Annotated in this window: 10 protein-coding genes; 8 read left to right on the forward strand and 2 right to left on the reverse strand. The window is 66.4% G+C overall.

Annotation, left to right across the window (positions count from 1 at the left end; genetic code table 11):
- Positions 1–123: 123 nt before the first annotated feature.
- Both LQV39_RS04615 and LQV39_RS04620 read left to right on the forward strand, forming a co-directional pair.
- Positions 124–3606 carry a transglycosylase domain-containing protein gene (locus LQV39_RS04615; RefSeq protein ID WP_374199402.1) on the forward strand — a complete coding sequence of 1161 codons (3483 nt, stop codon included), beginning with the start codon at positions 124–126 and terminating at the stop codon, positions 3604–3606.
- 28 nt (positions 3607–3634) lie between these two features.
- Positions 3635–4990 carry a TAXI family TRAP transporter solute-binding subunit gene (locus tag LQV39_RS04620; RefSeq protein ID WP_230020565.1) on the forward strand — a complete coding sequence of 452 codons (1356 nt, stop codon included), beginning with the start codon at positions 3635–3637 and terminating at the stop codon, positions 4988–4990.
- On the opposite strand, the gene LQV39_RS04625 is transcribed toward LQV39_RS04620, so the two are convergent.
- A complete protein-coding gene (locus tag LQV39_RS04625; protein ID WP_230020566.1) occupies positions 4977–6068 on the reverse strand; it encodes a hypothetical protein in 1092 nt (363 codons plus the stop codon). The two genes, LQV39_RS04620 and LQV39_RS04625, sit on opposite strands and share 14 nt — an antisense overlap.
- Positions 6069–6132: 64 nt before the next feature.
- The gene (locus LQV39_RS04630) at positions 6133–6591 is read right to left on the reverse strand and encodes a rhodanese-like domain-containing protein (protein ID WP_230020567.1); all 459 of its coding nucleotides are present in this window, start codon (positions 6589–6591) and stop codon (positions 6133–6135) included.
- 245 nt (positions 6592–6836) lie between these two features.
- On the opposite strand from LQV39_RS04630, the gene glnA reads away from it, so the two are divergent.
- The 6 genes from glnA to LQV39_RS04660 all read left to right on the forward strand — a co-directional run bounded on the left by glnA (position 6837) and on the right by LQV39_RS04660 (position 15627).
- Positions 6837–8252 carry a type I glutamate--ammonia ligase gene (glnA, locus tag LQV39_RS04635; RefSeq protein ID WP_230020568.1) on the forward strand — a complete coding sequence of 472 codons (1416 nt, stop codon included), beginning with the start codon at positions 6837–6839 and terminating at the stop codon, positions 8250–8252.
- Between the two features lie 131 nt (positions 8253–8383).
- Positions 8384–8836 (forward strand): DUF4124 domain-containing protein, encoded by a 453-nt coding sequence (locus tag LQV39_RS04640; protein WP_230020569.1) that lies wholly within the window; start codon positions 8384–8386, stop codon positions 8834–8836.
- Position 8837: 1 nt separating this feature from the next.
- A complete protein-coding gene (gene glnL / locus LQV39_RS04645) occupies positions 8838–9908 on the forward strand; it encodes a nitrogen regulation protein NR(II) (RefSeq protein ID WP_230020570.1) in 1071 nt (356 codons plus the stop codon).
- A gap of 59 nt (positions 9909–9967) precedes the next feature.
- Entirely contained in the window at positions 9968–11485 is a 1518-nt protein-coding gene (gene ntrC, locus LQV39_RS04650) for a nitrogen regulation protein NR(I) (protein ID WP_230020571.1), read from the forward strand.
- Positions 11486–11668: 183 nt separating this feature from the next.
- Entirely contained in the window at positions 11669–12634 is a 966-nt protein-coding gene (corA, locus tag LQV39_RS04655; RefSeq protein ID WP_230020572.1) for a magnesium/cobalt transporter CorA, read from the forward strand.
- Between the two features lie 245 nt (positions 12635–12879).
- Entirely contained in the window at positions 12880–15627 is a 2748-nt protein-coding gene (locus tag LQV39_RS04660) for a TonB-dependent receptor (protein ID WP_230020573.1), read from the forward strand.
- Positions 15628–15769 lie beyond the last annotated feature (142 nt).

The raw sequence follows: 15769 nt of genomic DNA on the forward strand, positions 1-15769 counted from the left end.
GCCATGGCCGCTGTGCAGGACATCCCCTTGCGCGACACGCCGTCGCGCCTCGAACCCGTGCTCGACACCTCGGCCGTACCGCCGGCCCATGAGGTCGACCTCGATACCGACGCCGGCGCCGGCATGGGCGCCGAGCCGCCATCCGCGCCGCCTGCGAAACCCAGGCGCCGCTGGCGCATGGTCAAACGCGCCTTCCTGGTGCTGCTGCTGATCGCGGTGGCCGCCGGATCCGCGTTCGCGGTCTACGAAAGCCGCACGTCAAGCATGCAGGCCAAGTTCTTCGCCGGCCTGGCAAAGAAGATCAGCTACCGGGTCGAGAAAGGCCCGAGCGACGCGATCCGCTTCCCGGCCGCCAGCCCCTACGACGAACGCCTCGGCTACTCGAACCTGCCGAACTACCTGGCCAAGCTGAAGACGCGCGACTACGTGGTCGAAGCGCAGGCGCGCATGTCGCCGAAGATGGTGGAACTGGCGGACAAAGGCCTGTTCGCAACCTATCACGAGAAGACCCGCGCCGGCCTCGACATCCTCGACTACAGCGGCGTGCCGCTGTTCTCGGCGCGCTTCCCGGAGCGCCTGTACGAGCAGTTCGACGCCGCGCCTTCGCTGATGGTGCAAAGCCTGCTGTTTATCGAGAACCGCGAACTGCTCGACACCACCTACCCGAAGCGCAACCCGGCAGTCGAGTGGGACCGCTTCTCGAAAGCGGTATTCGACAAGTCCCTGCATGCGGTGGGCCTGGGCGGCGGCGGCCGCGTGGCCGGCGGCTCCACGCTGGCGACCCAGATCGAGAAGTACCGCCATTCGCCGGAAGGCCGCACCGCCTCGCTGGGCGACAAGCTGCGCCAGATGGCGTCGGCCATGCTGCGCTCCTACCAGGACGGCGAGGATACCAGCGCCACCCGGCGCCGCATCGTGCTCGAATACCTGAACACCGTGCCGCTGTCGGCCAAGCTGGGCTACGGCGAAGTGAACGGCATCGGCGACGGCATGTGGGTCTGGTACGGCCGCGATTTCGCGGAAGTCAACCGCATCCTGTCCAGCAAGACCATCACGCCCGACTTCGCACTCGTCTACAAGGAAGCGCTGTCGCTGATGATCGCGCAGCGCCGCCCCGCCTATTACCTGGGCGCCGGCGAGAAGGACCTCGAACTGCTGACCAACAGCCACCTGCGCGTGCTGGCGCAGGCCGGCGTGATCTCGCCGCAGCTGCGCGACGCGGCGATCGGCACGACCCTGCATCCGGCGCTCGGCTCCGGCGTGGCGCCGCCACCGGCCAACACCTTCGTCACCCGCAAGGCCGCCAACGCGGTGCGCAACCACCTGGCCAACCTGCTGGGCGATTCGCGCCTGTACAACCTCGACCGCCTCGACCTGTCGGTGGTGACGACCCTGAATTCGGAAGCGCAGAAGGCCGTCACCGCGGCGCTGCGCCGCCTGACCGACAACGAAGCGGCGGCAGCCGCCGGCCTGACCGGCAAGGGCATGCTCGGCAACGGCGACCCGTCCAAGGTCGTGTACAGCTTCACGCTGATGGAGCGCGGCGACAAGGTCAACTACCTGCGCGTCCAGACCGACAACTACGACCAGCCGCTGGACATCAACGAAGGCGCGAAGCTGGACCTGGGCTCGACCGCCAAGCTGCGCACCCTGGTCACCTACATGGACATCGTCGACCAGCTGCACCAGCGCTACGAGCCGATGAGCAAAGCCGAACTGGCGGCGGTCAAGGTCGATCCGAAGGACCGCCTGAGCCAGTGGGGCGTCGAGTACTTCATGACCCTGCCGGCCGGCGCCGACCGCGGACTGCAGCCGATGCTGGCCGCGGCCATGGAGCGCAAGTATTCGGGCAACCCGGGCGAAGCCTTCTTCACCGGCGGCGGCCTGCACACCTTCGGCAACTTCAGCAAGCTGGATGACAGCCGCATCCTCACCGTCCAGCAGGCGCTGCAGAACTCGACCAACCTGGTGTTCGTGCGCCTGATGCGCGACGTGGTGCGCTACTACATGTTCCAGCTGCCGGGTTCCTCGGCCCAGCTGCTGGCCGACGCCGACGATCCGCGCCGCGCCGAATACCTGTCGCGCTTCGCCGACCGCGAAGGCAAGGATTTCCTGGCGCGCTTCTGGAACAAGTACCGCGGCATGGAGTGGCCCGAAGTCGAGGCCGCGCTAATGCAGGGCGTGCGCCCGGCCGCGTCGAAGCTGGCGGCGGTCCACCGCACCATCATGCCGGATGCCTCGCTGGCCGAGTTCAGCAAGTTCATTCATACCCACCTGCCGGACGACCGCGAAGTGGACGAGGAGCGCATCGCCAGGATGTACGACCAGTACTCGACGGCGAACATGTCGCTGGCCGACCGCGGCTACGTGGCCTCGGTGCACCCGCTCGAGCTGTGGCTGGCCGGCTACCTGCGCACCCACCCGAAAGCGGGCTGGGACGAGGTGACCAATGCTTCGGTGAAGGAGCGCCAGGAAGTCTATTCCTGGCTGTTCAAGACCCACCGCAAGCACGCCCAGGACAAGCGCATCGCCGGCCTGATCGAGGTCGAAGCCTTCCTGAAGATCCACGCGCAGTGGAAGAAGATGGGCTATCCCTTCGATTCGCTGGTGCCCTCGTATGCGACCACGCTGGGCGCCTCGGCCGACCGTCCGATCGCGCTGGCCGAGCTGATGGGCATCATCATCAACGGCGGCGTGCGCAAGCCGACCCAGCGCATCGACTCGCTGCACTTTGCCAAGGACACGCCGTACGAAACCCTGGTCAAGCGCAGCCAGGAAGGCAAGGGCGAGCAGGTGCTGAACCCGCAGGTGGCGCGCGCGGTGGCGAACGCCATCCACGGCGTCGCGATGGAAGGCACCGCCAAGCGCGTCAAGCAGGCCTTCTACAAGCAGGATGGCAGCGTGATCGCGATGGGCGGCAAGACCGGCACCGGCGACCAGCGCTTCGACGTCTACGGCGCCGGCCACCGCCTGATCGAGTCGCGCTACGTGAACCGCTCGGCCACGTTTGTGTTCAACATCGGCGAACGCTTCTTCGGCAGCATGACCGCCTATGTGCACGGTCCGGACTCGGCCCACTACGACTTCACCAGCGCGCTGCCGGTGCAGCTGCTGGTGACGCTGGCGCCGAGCCTGATGCCGATGATCGAGAAGCAGGACACCGTCATCGTGCCGGGCCTGCACGTGGTGACGCCGGCCGAGAAAGCCGCCGCCGCCGCGGCTGCCGCCGGCCCGGTCAACGACGACGTCGCCACCGTGAAGCCGGCGCCGGACGACACCGGGGCGGAAGAGGTGGAGGCGCCGCCGGCCAAGCCGGCAGCCGCCAGGCCGGTGACGCCGGCAGCACCGGCGCACGCCAAAGCGGCCGGCGACGAAGCACCGCACCACAAGCCGGCCGCCGTGAAATCCGCCGACACGCCGCATCCGAAACCCGCCACCGACGCTGCCCGCGCCAAAGCGGCGGCCGAGGGCAGCCATCCGAAAGCGGTCGACGCACTCCGCGCGAAGCCCGTGAAGCCGGTCAAGCCCCGCGCCGAGCCTTCGGATGAGCCGAAGCCAAAGCCGGTACGCTCGAAGCCGGCCGCGGTGGAGGAAGTGCTGCATTGAGCGGCACGCCTGACTGCACGAGGGCCGCGTGAAGCGGCCCAAGCTCGGCAAGTTCAGCCTGGTGTCGCTGCGCGACCTGCTGGTCGCGTCGCTGCCCACCATCCTGCTGGTGCTGGCCGCCTGCGTGGTGGCCTATGTGGTGGTCGACCCGGCCCCGCCGCGCCACGTCATCCTGGCCACCGGCCAGGAAAACAGCGCCTACGAGGAATTCGGCCGCAAGTACGCGGCCCTGCTGGCGCGCGACGGCATCAAGGTCGAGCTGCAGCGCTCCCTCGGCTCCGAAGACAACCTGCAGCGCCTCCTGGCCGGCAAGGCCGACATCGCCTTTGTCCAGAGCGGCTCGACCAGCGAAGCCCAGGCCGAGCGCGGCGAGCTGATGTCGCTGGGCAGCCTGTTCACCGAGCCGGTGTGGCTGTTCCTGCGCGAAGGCGACAAGCGCCGCAAGCTCGACATCCACAGCCTGACCCAATTAAAAGGTTTGCGCATCAACCTCGGCCCGGAAGGCACGGGCGTTCCCAAACTGTTCCGGCAGGTGCTGGCGGTCAACGGCGTCGAGCCGAGCCAATTGACCATTTCCTCGCTGGAGAACACGCCGGCCACGGTCGAGCTGCTGGCCGGCCATATCGACGGCCTGGTGTTCAGCTCCGCGCCCGAAGCGCCGCTGATCCAGATGCTGCTGCAGACCCCGGGCATCCGCCTGTTCGACTTCCGCCAGGCCGAAGCCTATACGCGGCGCCTGCCTTTCCTGACCCACGTCGTCCTGCCGCGCGGGATCGTCGACCTCGGGCGCGACATCCCGGCCCAGGATTTCCATTTGATCGCGCCGACCGCCACCCTGGTCGCGCGCGAAGGCCTGCATCCGGCCCTGGTCGACGAGTTCGTGAAGTCCGCCACCGAGATCCACGGCGGCGCCGGCTGGTTCTCGCAGCAGGGCCAGTTCCCGTCGCCGAAGTACACCGAGATCCCGGTCTCGCGCGAAGCCGCCAAGTACTACCGCGACGGCCCGCCTTTCCTGCAGCGCTACCTGTCGTTCTGGCTGGCCAATCTGTTCGACCGCCTGTGGGTCGTGGTGGTGGCGCTGGCGGCGCTGGTGATTCCGCTGTCGAAGATCGTGCCGCCGCTGTACGTGTGGCGTATCCGCTCGCGCGTCTACCGCTGGTACGGCCAGCTGCGCGCGGTCGAGCAGGCGCTGGAGAATGCCGATCCGGCCAACTGCGACGAGGTGCGCGCCGAGCTGCTGCGCCGTCTCGACGACATCGAGACGCGCGTGAACCACATCTCGATCCCGCTGTCCTATGCCGACGCGCTGTACGGCTTGCGCAGCCATATCAACTTCGTGCGCCAGCGCGTGCGCGGCACCCTGAAAAATCCTACGGCAGGGTGATCTTCACGATCGCATTGCCGGAAATCGCGTACAGCGTTCCCTTGCCGTCGCCCGTCAGCCCGCCCAGCGCGGGCAGGGCGCCGGGCCCGTTCCCCAGCTGCAGCGCCGCCGCGCCTATCGTGCCGGCCACCGTCGATACCACCCGGTCCGGCGTGATTTTCCGTATCAGGTTGTTCCCGGCGTCGACGGCATACAGGTTGCCGCCGGCGTCGAGCGTCAGCGCGATGACGTGGTCGAAGCGGGCCGCGCCCGCGAGGCCGTCGGCGTAGCCGGCGCCGCCCGACAGGCCGGCCAGCGCGATCTTCGTGCCGGACGGCTCGACGCGGCTGACCGTGCTGGCGAATTCGCCCGCGTAGACCGTGCCGTCCTTCGCGGCGGCCAGGCCGCGCTGCTGGAAGGCGTGGCTGCCCAGCACGGTGGCGATATTGTCCAGCCTCGCCACGCCGTCCAGCATGGTGATGGCGCCGGTGGCCGAGATCTTGCGGATGCCGACCGCGTTGGCCACGACCACATTGGCGAAGCCGTCCACCGCAATGCCGCTGCCGTAGAAATAAGGAATGTCGCTGACGCCGACGACGGTGGCGGTGTCCAGCGTGGCGATGGTGCGCACATTGCCCGCCGGGTCGATTTCACGCACGGACAAGCCATCGGTGGCGTACAGCCTGCCGTCGGACGAGGCGGCGATGGCGGTCAGGAAGCCGAAGCCCGCGACCCCGGCAGCACCATCGATGCTCTGGCAGCGCAGGGGCGAGCCGGCGATGGTGCTGACGGCGCCCGAGGCGGCGATCTTGCGGATGCTGCAGTTGTCGCGGTCGGCCAGGTAAAGGTTGCCGGCGCTGTCCGCCGCGATCCCGGCCGGATGGCCGAAGCGCGCCGCGGCGCCGCTGGCGTCGATGTTGCCGGCTTCCATGGCGCTGCCGGCCACCAGCGCCAGGGTGGCCACGCGCGGGGACGGGCTGGCTGCGCCGGGGCCGGTCGTGCCCGCGCTGCCGCCACCGCCGCCGCAGGCAGCGCACAGGGCCGCCAGCAGCGTTGCCAGCAAACCCGCTGCGAACGATCGTGCTATTTTTGTCGACATGGCGGCCTCCGATTATTGTGTTTTCGGCATGCTAGCACGCCCGCTGAAGGGCCGCACCAGGCGCTCAGGCCCCCGTCCAGGGCAGGCCGGCCTTGCACCAGCCGCCCACCGTCTTGCGGTGGCCTTCGGCGTCGCGGTCGCCTTCGAAACCTTCCAGGATGTCGAAGGCATCCGCGTAGCCGAGCTCGGTTGCCACGCGCGCGGCATGGCGCGAGCGCACGCCGGAGCGGCACAGGAACAGCAGCACGTCTTCCTTGTCCGCGGTTTGCTGCAACTGGGTCGCAAAGTCCGGGTTCGGCGCACCGCCCGGATACAGGGTCCACTGCACCGCACCGTGCTGGGCCTCGGGAATGGCGGGGCGGCCGATCCAGTCGCGCTCCGCATTCGTGCGCACGTCGACCAGCTTCACGCGCGGGTCGGACTGGAGCAGGGCATAGGCTTCCTGCGGCGTGACGGCGCCGGCATAGGGCTGGCCGGGGGCGCGCTCGCGGGCCTTGTTCAGGATTTCGTCGGTGGTGGTCATGCTGTTCTCCTAAATAGTGCAACCCGCCTCAAGTTGGTGCATACTGCCGCACTTGCACCAAGCTGGTGCGTATGGCTGAGCTCGCGCCAGGCATGCATCAAACTTGTGCACCGCACCGTGTGACCGATTTTAAGGGGCAGAAGGCAAGCACTCCAAGGACAGATTGTTTATTTGCTCATAGTCAAGTGCTGGCACAGTTTCTGCTTTAAGTGAAGTGTGCATTTTTTTCACTCAGGAGAATTCGAATGGCAAGGACCGCCGCAGATGTGATGCAGTTGCTGAAGGATAACGAAGTCAAGTTCGTCGATTTGCGTTTCGCCGATACCCGCGGCAAAGAGCAGCACGTGACCGTTCCTATCTCGCACTTTGACGAAGACAAGTTCGAATCCGGCCACGCCTTCGACGGCTCCTCGATCGCCGGCTGGAAAGGCATCGAAGCATCCGACATGCTGCTGATCCCGGACCCGAACACCGCGAACATCGACCCGTTCATGGAAGAGACCACCATGTTCATGCAGTGCGACGTGATCGAACCGTCGGACGGCAAGGGCTATGACCGCGACCCGCGCTCGATCGCCAAGCGCGCCGAAGCCTACCTGAAATCCTCGGGCATCGGCGACACCGCCTTCTTCGGCCCGGAGCCGGAATTCTTCATCTTCGACTCGGTCCACTGGAAAATCGACATGTCCGGCTCGATGGTCAAGATCAGCTCGGAAGAAGCTTCCTGGTCGACCGACAAGGAATTCGAAGGCGGCAACAGCGGCCACCGTCCGACCGTCAAGGGCGGCTACTTCCCGGTCCCGCCGGTCGACAGCTTCCAGGACATGCGTTCGGAAATGTGCCTGATCCTCGAAGCCCTGGGCATCCCGGTCGAAGTGCACCACCATGAAGTGGCCGGCGCCGGCCAGAACGAAATCGGCACCAAGTTCTCGACCCTGGTCGAGCGCGCCGACTGGACCCAGAACATGAAGTACGTGATCTGGAATGTCGCCCACAGCTACGGCAAGACCGCGACCTTCATGCCGAAGCCGATGAACGGCGACAACGGCTCGGGCATGCACGTGCACCAGTCGATCTGGAAGGATGGCAAGAACCTGTTCGCCGGCGACGGCTATGCCGGCCTGTCGGAAACCGCCCTGTACTACATCGGCGGCATCATCAAGCACGCCAAGGCCCTGAACGCGATCACCAACCCGGGCACCAACTCGTACAAGCGCCTGGTGCCGGGCTACGAAGCCCCGGTCAAGCTGGCCTACTCGGCCAAGAACCGTTCGGCATCGATCCGCATCCCGCACGTGGCGAACCCGAAAGGCCGCCGCATCGAGACCCGCTTCCCGGATCCGCTGGCCAACGTCTACCTGTGCTTTGCCGCGCTGCTGATGGCCGGCCTGGACGGCATCCAGAACAAGATCCACCCGGGCGAAGCCGCGACCAAGGACCTGTACCACCTGCCGCCGGAAGAAGACAAACTGATTCCGACGGTGTGCGCATCGCTGGAAGAAGCGCTGGAAGCCCTGAACAAGGACCGCGACTTCCTGACCCGCGGCGGCGTGTTCAGCGACAGCATGATCGACGCCTACATCGAGCTGAAGATGGGTGAAGTGCAGCGTCTGCGCATGACCCCGCACCCGGCCGAATTCGACATGTACTATTCGTCGTAAGTGTAGCCGTGCGGTAACAAAACGCGGGGAAAGCCAGCCGGCTGCCCCGCGTTTTTCTTTTTTCGAATTCGGATGGGGTATATTCCTTGGATTCCCCAACCAGGCACATCGTGCCGACCAAGCTGATGCGAATGACAAGCACCGCTTTGCACCTGGCCGCCATGTCCGTGGCTGTCGCGCTGGCCGCGCCGGCTTCCGCCCAGGCCGTCTACCGCTGCGTGGACAAGGAAGGCCGCGTGCTCTACACCGATACGAACGCGGGCAACTGCAAGATGATCGATGCGGGCAATTCCGGCGCCATCTCGGCGCCGCCTGCCTCCAGCCGCCGGCCTGCCGTCAGCATGCGCCAGGGCGGGGCGCGTCCGGCCGCCAGCCCGGTGCCCAGCCCCGCCAGTTTCCCGCGCGTGGACGGCGCCGCCCAGCGCGCCCGCGACGACGACCGCCGCGCCATCCTCGACGAGGAACTGCGCGCCGAAGAGAAGAAGCTGGCCGACCTGCGGCGCGACGCCGGCAGCCGCGAGGACATCGGCCGCGCCGAGAAGAACGTCGAAGCGCTCAAGCGCGAGATCGCGAATATCCGCTGACATGATCCCAACCGAGAGCCTGCCCCGCGAGCGCTTTGCCGGCCTGGACCTGCTGGCCGCCAGCGTGCTGGTGGCCGATGCCGCCGGCCTGGTGCGCTATGCGAATCCGGCCGCCGAGCACCTGCTCGAGGTGTCGGTCAAGTCGCTGTCGCGCCAGAAGCTGGCCGGCCTGTTCGCCAACGGCGAGGAGCTGGGCGCCCTGTGCGCGCAGGCGCTGGCGCACCGCTATGCCGACCTGCGCCAGGACCTGACCCTGCAGCGCCCGGGCCGCGAGCCGCTGCACGTGCACGTCATGGTCAGCGCGGCCGGCGAGGACGAGGTGGTAGTCGAGCTGCGCGAGAACGTGCAGCAGTTGAAGCTGGATCGCGAGGAGCGCATCCTCGACCAGAGCCAGGCCAACAAGGAGCTGGTCCGCAACCTGGCGCACGAAATCAAGAACCCGCTGGGCGGCATCCGCGGCGCGGCGCAGCTGCTGGAGCTCGAGCTGCCGGATGCGTCCCTGCGCGAGTACACCCAGGTGATCATCAAGGAAGCCGACCGCCTGCAGACCCTGGTCGACCGCCTGCTGGCGCCGCACCGCCGCCCGCACATTGTCGGCGACGTCAACATCCACGAAGTCTGCGAGCGCGTGCGCAGCCTGGTGCTGGCCGAATTCCCGTCCGGCTTGCGCATCAAACGCGACTACGACGCCTCGATTCCCGAATTCCGCGGCGACAAGGAACAGCTGATCCAGGCCGTGCTGAACATCGTCCACAATGCCGCCCAGGCCCTGCGCGCGCGCATTGCCGCGGGCGAAGCCGAGATCGTCCTGCGCACCCGGGTGGCGCGCCAGGTCACCCTGGCCAAGGTGCGTTACGGGCTGGCATTAGACTTGCATATCATCGACAATGGACCGGGCATCGCCCCCGATATCCGCGACCGCATCTTCTATCCGCTCGTCTCCGGACGGGAGGGCGGCAGCGGACTCGGGCTGACGCTGGCGCAGACCTTCGTGCAGCAGCACCTGGGGCTGATCGAGTGCGAAAGCCGGCCTGGACTGACGGATTTCCGCATCCTGATCCCGCTGCCATAAGCGCCGGGACGGTGCGGCCGCGGTCCAAACATTGAACCATCGCGGGAAGCACTGAACTAATGAAACCAATCTGGATTGTCGACGACGATGCATCGATCCGCTGGGTGCTGGAAAAGGCCCTGGCGCGCGAGAACCTGGCAACCCGGAGCTTCGCCAGCGGACGCGAGGCGCTGGCCGCCTTCGAGAACGACAGCCCGCAGGTGCTGGTCTCGGACATCCGCATGCCGGGCGAGTCCGGCCTGGACCTGCTGGCGGCCGTCAAGGAAAAGCATCCCGGCCTGCCGGTCATCGTCATCACCGCCTTCTCCGACCTCGATTCGGCCGTCGCCTCCTTCCAGGGCGGCGCCTTCGAATACCTGGCCAAGCCCTTCGACATCGACAAGGCGGTGGCGCTGATCCGGCGCGCGCTGGAAGAGAGCCTGCGCGAGGCCAGCGTCGAGACCGCCCCCCTTGAAGCGCCCGAGATCCTGGGCCAGGCGCCGGCCATGCAGGAAGTCTTCCGCGCCATCGGCCGCCTGTCGCAATCCAATGTGACGGTCCTGATCACGGGGGAGAGCGGCACCGGCAAGGAGTTGGTGGCGCGCGCCCTGCACAAGCACAGCCCGCGCGCCGCGCAGCCTTTCATCGCGCTGAACACGGCGGCGATCCCGAAGGACCTGCTGGAATCCGAACTGTTCGGCCACGAGCGCGGCGCCTTCACCGGCGCCCAGGCGATGCGGCGCGGCCGCTTCGAGCAGGCCGAGAACGGCACGCTCTTCCTCGACGAGATCGGCGACATGCCGTTCGACTTGCAGACGAGGTTGCTGCGGGTGCTGTCCGACGGCCACTTCTACCGCGTGGGCGGGCACCAGCCCGTGAAGGCCAATGTGCGCGTGATCGCCGCCACCCACCAGAACCTGGAACAGCGCGTGCGCGACGGCCTGTTCCGCGAAGACCTGTATCACCGCCTGAACGTGATCCGGCTGCGCCTGCCTTCCTTGCGCGAGCGGCGCGAGGACATCCCCCTCCTGGTGCGCCACTTCCTGGTGCAGAGCGCACGCCAGTTGGGCGTCGAGCCCAAGCGGCTGAGCGAGGAGGCGCAGCGCTGCCTTGCGGCCCTCGACCTGCCGGGCAATGTGCGCCAGCTGGAAAACCTGTGCAACTGGATCACCGTAATGGCGCCGGGCCAGACCGTCGAGGTCAAGGACCTGCCGCGCGAGCTGACCCAGGCCCAGCCCGCGTTCGCCTTCGCCGCCCCGCCCGTCACCGCGCCGGTGGCGATGCCGGCGCCGGCCGCCGGACCGCTGCAGGGCGGTCTCGACGCCGCCGGCGCGCTGCCGGCTATGAGCGCGGCCGTGCCGACGGGCGCCGACGGCTGGATCGGCCTGCTCGAACTGCAGGCCGCGCGCATGCTGTCGGACGGCCAGGTCGAGGTGATGGACGTGCTGGGCAAGCAGTTCGAAACGGCCCTGATCCGCACGGCGCTCAAGCATACGCATGGGCGCAAGAACGATGCGGCGATCAGGCTGGGGATAGGGCGGAATACGATTACGCGGAAGATTGCGGAATTGGGAATCGACGGAGCAAAGGACGAATAAGCGCCACGTCGTTCCCGCCGCACCCCGTCGTTCCCGCCACACCCCGTCGTTCCCGCGAAAGCGGGAACCCATGCTGAAGTGCCGAAGTCAGTCGGGTCAGCGTTTCAGCGTACTTTCCGAGTCCCAACGCTCAGCATGGATTCCCGCGTGCGCGGGGATGACGCGGTAGTGTAGACTTTCGCCATGCTAATCAACTGCGTCGCCTACCAGGAAGGTAAAAAACTCTCCGACATCCCCGTCGAGGACATCAGCGACTATCTCGAACGTCCCGGCTGCTTCGTCTGGGTCGCGCTGCGCGATGCCACCGATGCCGAGATGCGCCAGATGCAGGAAGAGTTCAACCTGCACGAACTGGCGGTCGAGGATGCCGCGCGCGGCCACCAGCGGCCGAAGATCGAGGAATACGGCGACTGCCTGTTCACCGTCGTGCACACCGTCGATCTCGAAGGCGATGCGCTGGCCACCGGCGAACTCGCGATCTTTGCCGGCCCCAATTACGTGCTGTCGGTGCGGCGCGATGCCGCCAAGGGTTTCCTGGGCGTGCGCGCCCGCGCCGAGCGCGAGCCGCACCTGCTCAGCATGGGCTCGTCCTTCGTGATGTACGCGCTGATGGACGCCGTGGTCGACCGCTATTTCCCCATCGTCGACAAGCTCGAATCCGAGCTGGAAACCATCGAGGACCGCATCTTCACCCACGGCGCCCAGCGCCAGAACGTCGAGCGCCTGTACCAGCTCAAGCGCAAGGGCCTAGAGCTGCGCCACGCGGTGATTCCGCTGATGGACGCCGTCGGGCGCCTGCTGGGCGGCCGCGCGCCGACCATGGCGACCGGGGTGCAGGACTATTTTCGCGACGTGCACGACCACCTGATCCGCATCGGCGGCCGCCTCGATACCATCCGCGACACCATCGCCACCGCGATCCAGGTGAACCTGGCGATGGTCTCGATCGACGAGAGCGAAGTGAACAAGCAGCTGGCCGCCTGGGCCGCGATCTTCGCCGTGTTCACTGCCTTCGCCGGGGTGTGGGGCATGAACTTCAAGTACATGCCGGAGCTGGACTGGAAGTGGGGCTATCCGATGGCCATTGGCGCCATGTTTGCAGTGTGTTTCTATTTGTATCGGAAATTCCGCAAGGCCGGCTGGCTGTAGACGGCGTCCTCTTCATAGACAAAGCACGCTTTGGCGTGCTTTTTTTATATTGCATTGCAGCAAATAGATCGCGCCGTCGCTTGTTCAGCAAATTATGATTTGTTACGAAATGTTATGTTGCGTAAACGAGATTTTCACGGTGTAAATATTGACCAATGCTCAACCCGGCGATCATTATTCAGCCCGCCGACTTGGGCGACCCGATCTTCCCAAGCCAGCGACAACATTATCGTTTGGGAAAATTCATGTTCAAAGAAAAAACCTTGTCGCGCGCCGTGCGCGTCATGTTCGCCGGCGCCGTGGGCGTCGGCCTGATGGGCCAGGCCCTGGCGCAGGAATCGGACAAGCCGATTGCCCGCGTCGAAGTGACCGGCTCCTCGATCAAGCGCGCCGACATCGAAGGCGCACTGCCGGTGCAGATGGTCAGCGCCGCGGACATCAAGCGCAGCGGCGCCACCAACACCGCCGAACTGCTGACCACCCTGACCGCGAACGCCATGGCCGGCGCCAGCAACCAGGCTGAAGGCGCGGGCCTGTCGACCTATGGCCTGTCCAGCGCCAGCCTGCGCGGCCTGGGCTCGAGCAAGACCCTGGTGCTGGTCAACGGCCGCCGCCTCGGCAACTACGCCACCGACGGCACCGCCGTCGACGTCAACTCGATCCCGCTGGCTTCGATCGACCACGTGGAAGTGCTGAAGGACGGCGCCTCCGGCGTGTACGGCTCCGATGCGATCGGCGGCGTCATCAACTTCATCACCCGCCAGAACTACCAGGGCGTGGAACTGAACGGCTACACCAGCGTCAGCCGCGGCGGCGGCGGCCAGGCCAACAAGGCCAGCATCCTGGCCGGCTGGGGCGATTTCGATGCGGACCGCTACAACATCACGCTGTCGGCCGACGTCAGCAAGGACAAGGCCATCTTCGGCCGCCAGCGCGACTACGCGAAGAACGGCTGGAACAACAACGGCTTCCGCGATTCGAGCGCGACCCCGAGCGGCAACTACAGCACCTTCGACCCGGTCACCACCGCCAACGCCGGCGGCGTGATCCCGAATGCGCTGAACTCGATCGGCACCGGCATCGGCAACGGCCTGACGCAAGCCAACTGCGCCGCCAACGGCAGCGCATGGGACGCCAACCTGGGTACCTGCCGCTTCGACAGCTCGCCCTACGTCAACCTGGTGCCGGAAGCCAAGCGCGCCAACGTGGGCGGCAGCTTCCGCTTCAAGCTGAACGACAGCACCGAGCTGTTCATGGAAGGCTTCGTCTCGCGCAACGAGACCACCCAGCACGCGCAGGCTTCGCCGTACAGCGCGTCCTTCCTGTCGACCGACCCGGCCTTCGCCACCCAGAACCTGTACCCGGCCATCGTCGTTTCCCCGACCAGCCCTTACTACCCGACCGCCCTGGCAGCCGCCAACGGCGTGGCCGGCCAGCCGCTGACCGTCAGCTACCGCGCCTTCGACGGCGGCGACCGCATCGCCAGGGACACCGCGATCGCATCGCACCTGGCGCTGGGCTTCCGCGGCACCGTCAAGGGTTATGACTACGACGTCGCCTACACCCACAACTCGAGCGACGTCACCGAGCGCGCGATCCAGGGTTACCAGAACCAGACCGCGCTGGTCAAACTGCTGAGCAACAACAACGCCTTCAACCCGCTGGCCCAGTACCAGTCGGCCGATCTGGCGCGCCAGATCTACGGCACCAACTACGTCGGTCCGGTCATGAACGCGGTGCTGCGCAACGACGCCATCAACGCACGCATCTCGGGCGACCTGTACCAGCTGCCGGCCGGCATGGTGAAGTTCGCCGTCGGCGCCTCGATGAGCGACGAGAACCTGTCGGTCAACCCGAGCGCGGCCTACCAGAGCGGCGACGTATCCGGCTACGGCGGCGCCCAGCTGCCGCTGTCGGCCTCGCGCAATTCGTCGGCGGTGTTCGCCGAAGCCATCGTGCCGATCGTGAAGCACCTGGAAGCCGACCTGGCCGTCCGTCACGACCGCTACCCGAACGCCAGCGCCACCAACCCGAAGGTCAGCCTGCGCTGGCAGCCGGTTTCGCAGGTGCTGCTGCGCGGCTCCTACGGCAAGGGCTTCCGCGAGCCTTCGCTGCCTGAGCTGATGAACCAGCAGACCATTGGCACCAGCGCCAACCTGACCGACCCGGTCACCGGCCAGTTCGGCCAGTTCAACCAGACCTACGGCGGCAACCCGAACCTGCAGCCGGAGAAGTCGGAACAGTCCTCCCTGGGCCTGGTGGTCGATCCGGTCAAGGGCCTGTCGATCGCCGTCGACTGGTGGAAGATCAACGTGAACAACCTGGTAACCACGCTGTCGCCGTCGTTCACCCTGGGCCAGGCAGCCGCCGGCAACCCGGCCTATACCGGCCTGGTGACCCGCGATTCGGCAGGCAACATCACCAACATCGTCGGCACCAACATCAATGCCGGCAGCGTGAAGACCGAAGGCGTGGACCTGGACGTGCGCTGGGCCCTGCTGAAGTCGCCGACCTACGGCAACTTCAACCTGCGCCTGAACGGTACCTACACCTCGAAGTATGACCTGACCCTGGCCGACGGCACGGTGCAGCGCAGCGTCGCCGCGACCATCGACAAGGACGGCAACGTGCTGAGCGCGGTCTCCAACGGCGGCATCATCTTCCGCTGGAAGGATCAGCTGACCCTGGACTGGAAGTACAAGAAGTTCGGCGCCTCGCTGACCAACAACTTCCAGTCGGGCTATTGGGATGCCTACCGCGCGGATGCGGAAGAGCCGATCGCCCAGCACGTCGGCGCCTTCTCGACCTGGGACCTGCAGGGCACCTACAGCGGCTTCAAGAACCTGACCCTGACCGCGGGCGTCAAGAACCTGTTCAACCGCAAGCCGACCGAAGTCATCACCGGCGGTTCCTACTTCCAGACGGGCTACGATCCGACCTGGTACGACCCGCGCGGCCAGACCGGCTACGTGAGCGCGAGCTACCAGTTCTGATACCGGTAAGCGCGTAAACGCCAAAACCCGCTGCGTACAAACGCGGCGGGTTTTTTATTTTGCGCACCCGTCCCTGTCATGGCCAATTTGCAACAATTACTAATAAACAATTGGTTTGATGTAAATATATATTGACACCCCG

The sequence above is a fragment of the Massilia sp. Bi118 genome (assembly GCF_918697865.1).
In the GTDB taxonomy this organism is placed as follows: Bacteria; Pseudomonadota; Gammaproteobacteria; order Burkholderiales; family Burkholderiaceae_D; genus Telluria.